The 5,067-nt window shown below is 68.8% G+C and carries 6 protein-coding genes; 4 read left to right on the top strand and 2 right to left on the bottom strand.

Annotated features, from left to right (window positions below; all coding sequences use genetic code 11):
• Both QOC69_RS22350 and QOC69_RS22345 read left to right on the top strand, forming a co-directional pair.
• Positions 1 to 1,292, top strand: a 1,292-nt coding sequence (locus tag QOC69_RS22350) for an excinuclease ABC subunit UvrA (protein WP_526443663.1), incomplete at its 5' end; no start/stop codon positions are given.
• A gap of 106 nt (positions 1,293 to 1,398) precedes the next feature.
• The gene (locus tag QOC69_RS22345; protein WP_526443661.1) at positions 1,399 to 2,190 is read left to right on the top strand and encodes a polysaccharide deacetylase family protein; all 792 of its coding nucleotides are present in this window, start codon (positions 1,399 to 1,401) and stop codon (positions 2,188 to 2,190) included.
• 10 nt (positions 2,191 to 2,200) lie between these two features.
• Here the strand turns inward: QOC69_RS22345 and QOC69_RS22340 are convergent, their stop codons facing one another.
• Positions 2,201 to 2,695: a cupin domain-containing protein gene (locus QOC69_RS22340; protein WP_526443659.1), complete on the bottom strand. Its 495-nt coding sequence runs from the start codon at positions 2,693 to 2,695 to the stop codon at positions 2,201 to 2,203.
• 21 nt (positions 2,696 to 2,716) lie between these two features.
• The gene (locus QOC69_RS22335) at positions 2,717 to 3,628 is read right to left on the bottom strand and encodes an SDR family oxidoreductase (RefSeq protein WP_526443657.1); all 912 of its coding nucleotides are present in this window, start codon (positions 3,626 to 3,628) and stop codon (positions 2,717 to 2,719) included.
• A 95-nt stretch (positions 3,629 to 3,723) separates the two neighbouring features.
• Here QOC69_RS22335 and QOC69_RS22330 point away from each other — a divergent pair, with 95 nt between their 5' ends.
• Complete coding sequence (locus tag QOC69_RS22330; RefSeq protein WP_526443655.1) at positions 3,724 to 4,284, top strand: TetR/AcrR family transcriptional regulator; 561 nt, start codon at positions 3,724 to 3,726, stop codon at positions 4,282 to 4,284.
• A gap of 181 nt (positions 4,285 to 4,465) precedes the next feature.
• Positions 4,466 to 5,067: TCP-1/cpn60 chaperonin family protein (locus tag QOC69_RS22325; protein ID WP_526443653.1), on the top strand; the 602-nt coding region annotated here is incomplete at its 3' end.

Here is a 5,067-nt window from a genome sequence, read left to right as displayed (position 1 = left end):
TGCTCGACGTGCTCGATCGACTTCGGCGGGCGGGTAACTCGCTGTTCGTCGTCGAACACGACATGGACGTGGTGCGCCGCGCCGACTGGATCGTCGACGTCGGGCCCGGCGCAGGCGAGCTTGGTGGAGAGGTGCTCTACAGCGGGCCCGTACCCGGCCTTGCCGACGTGACCACATCCGTCACCCGCGACTATCTGTTCGGTGACCAGGCGCCCGCCGCCCGCTCGCCGCGCCACCCGTCGGGCATCGTGGCGTTGCGGGGCATCCGCTTCCACAACCTGCGCGATCTCGACGTCGACATCCCGCTCGGCGTGTACACCGCGGTCACCGGCGTCTCCGGCTCTGGCAAGTCGACGCTGGTCTACAAGGTGCTCGGCGACGTCGTCACGCGCCAGTTGGGCGGCGGCGCGGTCGACCCGGAGACCGACGGCGACGACGGCGACGCCGAGATCGTCGACCTCGATCACGACGCGAGCATCGGCGTGACGGCAGACGGCGTCGAGCAGATCAACCGGCTGGTCGCCGTCGATCAGCGCCCGATCGGCCGGACCCCGCGCTCGACGCTAGCGACCTACACGGGATTGTTCGACGCCGTCCGGCGCGTCTTCGCCGCGACTCCTGCGGCCAAGCGGCGAGGCTGGACCGCGGGGCGGTTCTCCTTCAACGTCGCCGACGGGCGGTGTCCCACCTGCCAGGGCGAGGGCTTCGTGTCCGTGGAACTGCTGTTCCTGCCGGGCACCTACGGCGCGTGCCCGACGTGCCACGGCGCCCGCTACAACGAAGACACCCTCACGGTGCGCTACCGCGACCGCACCATCGCCGACGTGCTCGCGATGACCGTCGACGAGGCCGCGGAGTTCTTCGCCGACAACGCGGGCGCGGCCCGGAGTCTGACGACGCTGCAGGAAGTCGGGTTGGGGTATCTGCGCCTCGGGCAGCCTGCGACCGAGCTCTCCGGTGGCGAGGCCCAGCGGATCAAGCTGGCCTCGGAGTTGCAACGGCCCCGCCGTGGGCACACCCTCTACGTCCTCGACGAGCCCACCACCGGCCTGCATCCCGCCGACGTCGATCTGCTCGATCGTCAGCTGCACCGCCTCGTCGACGCGGGCAACACCGTCGTGGTGGCCGAGCACGACATGCGGCTGGTGGCAGGCTCGGATTGGGTCATCGATCTCGGGCCAGGTGCGGGCGACGCAGGCGGCCGCGTCGTCGCGTCAGGAACTCCGGCGGAGGTGGCCCTGGTGGCAGAGAGCCGCACGGCGCCGTATCTGGCAGCGCGGCTCGTCCAATGATGCGAGCGGACCGGGGATTTCGCGCCGTGCCCGAGCCGGGCCTCCTTCCAGAGGTTTGCCAACCCGTTGTCAAGGTGTCGTCAGGATCGGCGCCTAACGTGCGCGCATGCCCACTCGGCGGATGTTCTTGGCGGCGCTGGCGGGTGCGGCCGCCGCGCTGGGCACCGGCGTCCGGCTCCCGACCGCGCTGGCCGCGTTGGGCGTCGATCCCAGTGCGGTGGCCGCGCGCGACGCCGATCGCCAGCCCACCCAGTGGGGCATGTCGTTGCCCGGGATCATGACGACGTTCAACCCGTCGGGACGTCAACTCGCGCTGACCTTCGACGCGTGCGATCGGGCGTGCGACGACTCGTTGCTGAACACACTGGAACGCAACGCCGTTCCGGCCCTGCTGTTCGTGTGTTCGAAGTGGATCGACGCGAACCCCGGCCGGACCGAGCAACTGGCCGCGAATCCACTGTTCGCGATTGGAAACCACGGCACGCGGCACATTCCACTGTCGGTGACTGGACGCTCGGCCTATGGCATCGCCGGAACGAAGTCCGCGAGCGAGGCGGTCGACGAAGTCTGGACCAACCAGACCCGGCTCACGGCGCTGACCGGCACGCCACCGATCTACTTCCGCACCGGCACCGCGCACTACGACGAGGTCGGGGTGCAGATCGTCCACGACCTCGGCCTGACACCCGTCGGGTTCGCCGTCAACGCCGACAACGGCGCGACGTCCCCGGCCGCTGCGGTGGGCGCCGCGATCACCCGGGCGGCGCCGGGCTCGATCGTGCTGGCCCACATGAACCACCCCGGGTCGGGGACCGCCGCCGGGGTCAGTGCCGCCATCCCTGCGCTGCAGGAGGCCGGGTGGCAGTTCGTCCCGCTCGATGGCCCTTCGGTTCAGTGACCGAGGGCGCTCAGACGAAGTAGTTGTCGTTGGCGACGAACCAAGCGCGGCGCTCGTCGTCGGTCAACTCGTGGAGCTGCGCGAGACCCTCGAAGTAGTGCTCCCGTGGTGCACCGGGGGCGAACAGCATGAGGATCGACGCGGGGTCGTCGGCCTCGTTGCGGAAACCGTGCACGCCGCCCGGTGGGACGTAGAGGAAGTCGCCCTGGGCGCCGTCGATCCAATCGGTGCCGTCGTAGAGCTTAATCGCCCCCGACAGCACGAAGAACGCCTCCGAGATCGCCCGGTGAAAGTGCGGGCCCGGCCCGCCTGCCTTCGCTGCGAGCTCGACGCGGTACAGGCCGTAGTCGCCGCCGGTCTCGTCCTGGTTGGCCAGGTAGTGGTACTTCACCAGGCCGAAGGAGTCGTAGTCCGGCGGTTGGTCGCCGCGGCGCAGCCACGCGCTGACCTCGGGGTCGTCCTTTGTGTAGCGGGCCGGGGGATGGGGCGGCACGACGAGCGACACGGGTACGAGCCTAGGGCCGCGTCACCCGAGGGGATAGACCACCTGAGTCAGTTCCTCCGAGACCGCCCACAGCCGACGCTGTGCGTCGACGTCGTGCGATGGCGCGCTGGACGACACGACCTTCGGGTAGCCGCGTTGTTCGCCGAAGCCGTCGGGGCCGTAGTACTGCCCGCCCTGCACGCCGGGGTCGGTGGCCGCCCGCAGCGAGGGGAGGGCGCCCATGTCGGGGTCCTGGAAGAGGGGCTCGACCAGTCGTGTCAACGCGCCGACCAGCGGCGGCAGGTTGCGGGTCAGTTCGGTTCTCGATCCGCCGGGGTGAGCTGCGGTGGCGATGGTCTGCGTGCCGGCGAGGCGGCGCTGCAGTTCATAGGTGAAGAGCAGGTTGGCCAGCTTGGCCTGCCCGTAGGCGCCAACGCGGCTGTAATCGCGGTCCCACTGGAGGTCGTCGAAGCGGATTCCTTGACGGGCGAAGCGGTGTCCGACGCTGCTGACGGTGACCACGCGCGATCCAGGTGCGGCGAGCACGCGGTCGAGCAACAGGCCGGTGAACGCGAAGTGGCCCAGATGATTCGTGCCGAACTGCAATTCGAAGCCGTCCTTGGTCGTCGACTTCGGCGTGAACATCACTCCGGCGTTGTTGATTAGCAGGTCGATGGAGTCGTGGTCCGACTTCAGCTGTTCGGCGGCCGAACGAACCGAGTCGAGCGACGTCAGGTCGAGCTCCTGCAGTTCGACCTTGGCGCCCGGGGTGGCCTGCGCGATGCGGAGCGCGGCGTCCTTGCCCTTGTCGAGGTTGCGGACGGCGAGCACGACGTGCGCGCCCTTGGCCGCGAGCGCGGCGGCGGTCTCGTAGCCCAGCCCCGTGTTGGCGCCGGTGATGACGGCGACGCGGCCGGTCTGGTCGGGAATGTCGGCGGATGTCCACTTGGACATTGGTTCTCCTCGGTAGAGTGTTAAACGGAGCAGACGCCCCGTTTGGTTACGACCATACGGAACGCCCGCCCCGCTTAACTATTCCCGAGGTGTGAATGGCTCAACCCGACCGGCCCCTGCGCGCGGACGCGGCCCGCAACCGCGCCCGCGTACTCGAGGTCGCCTACGACGCCTTCGCGGCCGAGGGGCTGTCCGTGCCGATCGACGAGATCGCCCGGCGGGCCGGCGTCGGCGCAGGCACCGTCTACCGGCATTTCCCCACCAAGGACGACCTCTTCCGGGCGGTCATCGATGACCGCATCAACGGCATCGTCGAGGACGGCCGCGGCGTGCTGGCCTCTGGAGATCCGGGGGAGGCGCTGTTCACCTTCTTGCGGGCGGTCGTGCTGTGGGGTGCGACCGACCGCGGTCTTGCCGAGGCGCTCGCCGGGGTCGGAATCAAGATCGAGGACGCGGTACCCGACCTCGAGGAGGCATTCTTGGGGCTGCTGGGCGAGCTGCTGCGGGCCGCGCAGAAGGCGGGCACGGTGCGGCGCGACGTCGACGTGCGCGACGTCAAGACGATTCTGGTCGGAGCCCAGGCGATGCAGGCGTACAAGCCCGACGCGGCGGCCCGGCTCGTGGAGGTCGTCCTGGACGGGTTGCGGACCTCCTAGGCAATCTTGCACTCACCATGGTCGAGTGCTAGAAATGACATTGGCACTCGCGATCGGTGAGTGCTAGGTCGGGCCGGTGAGGCAGGGGCCGCGCCTGCGGGAGCACACCCCAGCCGTCCGTCGCGGGCACTGAACCCGACCAACAAACGTGCCATCCCCAATCCGGAGGAATCACTTCGCAATGGCCAAGACAATTGCGTATGACGAAGAGGCCCGTCGCGGCCTCGAGCGGGGCCTGAACAGCCTCGCCGACGCGGTAAAGGTGACGTTGGGCCCCAAGGGCCGCAACGTCGTCCTTGAGAAGAAGTGGGGCGCCCCCACGATCACCAACGACGGTGTGTCCATCGCCAAGGAGATCGAGCTGGAGGACCCCTACGAGAAGATCGGCGCCGAGCTGGTCAAGGAAGTCGCCAAGAAGACTGACGACGTCGCGGGTGACGGCACCACCACCGCCACCGTGCTCGCTCAGGCGCTGGTCCGCGAGGGCCTGCGCAACGTCGCTGCCGGCGCCAACCCGTTGGGCCTGAAGCGCGGCATCGAGAAAGCCGTCGAGAAGATCACCGAGACGCTGCTGGCGTCTGCCAAGGAGGTCGAGACCAAGGAGCAGATCGCTGCCACCGCGGGCATTTCGGCCGGTGACCAGACCATCGGTGACTTGATCGCCGAGGCCATGGACAAGGTCGGCAACGAGGGCGTCATCACGGTCGAGGAGTCCAACACCTTCGGCCTGCAGCTCGAGCTCACCGAGGGCATGCGCTTCGACAAGGGCTACATCTCGGGCTA

The organism is Mycobacterium sp., from assembly GCF_032162105.1.
In the GTDB taxonomy this organism is placed as follows: domain Bacteria; phylum Actinomycetota; class Actinomycetes; order Mycobacteriales; family Mycobacteriaceae; genus Mycobacterium.
The sequence above is the reverse complement of the archived record's forward strand: the minus strand, read 5'-3'. Positions and strand labels throughout refer to the sequence as shown.

Excerpts from the sequence above, each read along its gene's own strand:
- QOC69_RS22345 (WP_526443661.1), top strand. The coding sequence starts at position 1,399 with ATGCCCACTCGGCGGATGTTCTTGGCGGCGCTGGCGGGTGCGGCCGCC.
- QOC69_RS22335 (WP_526443657.1), bottom strand. The coding sequence starts at position 3,628 with ATGTCCAAGTGGACATCCGCCGACATTCCCGACCAGACCGGCCGCGTC.
- QOC69_RS22330 (WP_526443655.1), top strand. The coding sequence starts at position 3,724 with ATGGCTCAACCCGACCGGCCCCTGCGCGCGGACGCGGCCCGCAACCGC.